Below are 592 nucleotides of genomic sequence, written 5' to 3' on the forward strand. Positions count from 1 at the left end.
ATTTCAATTTTACCAAATGGTGCACCTTCCTGCCCTGAATTATTTGAAGTGAATACTAATTGAGCATGCCCATCACCATTAATATCCGCTACGACCGCTCCCTCGGCTCCTGTATCTGAAAAGGATGAATGATTCGCTATTAATTTGGGGTAATCTTCCGTGGCATCAATAATTCGTAAACTAGTCTCATCCTTAATAACTAATTCGTTTTTACCATCCCCGTTGAAATCAAACATGGTAGTTCTTGTTTGACCCGATGCATCACTTGACTCAAGATTCCAGATTCTCTCGAATACTTCTGTACCGTTATATCTAAAGAAATCTAATCTATAAGGTGAAGCTACACCTATCTCAGGCTTGTTGTTCCCCGTAATATCTCCGACAAACGCAAGACTAGTATGTAGTGCATCTCCAGCCTCCTGGAATATAGTAGCTGAACTTATTAGCTCTTGATTTCGTGGATCCCAGGCATAAATGGTTCTTTCAATTTGGGGTATTTCCTTTTTACCTGATGTTACTATGATATCCAATTCTCCATCTAGATTTATATCGGCAATTGCAGTGTATCCATCCTGAGCTGGAAAGCCATTTA

General features: G+C 39.5%; 1 protein-coding gene. It reads right to left on the reverse strand.

Annotated elements, in window-relative coordinates; all coding sequences use genetic code 11:
• The coding region (locus tag ADIWIN_RS04075) for an FG-GAP repeat domain-containing protein (RefSeq protein ID WP_040756516.1) at nt 1-592 on the reverse strand (592 nt) is incomplete at both ends.

It is taken from the genome of Winogradskyella psychrotolerans RS-3 (assembly GCF_000427335.1).
Taxonomy (GTDB): Bacteria; Bacteroidota; Bacteroidia; order Flavobacteriales; family Flavobacteriaceae; genus Winogradskyella; species Winogradskyella psychrotolerans.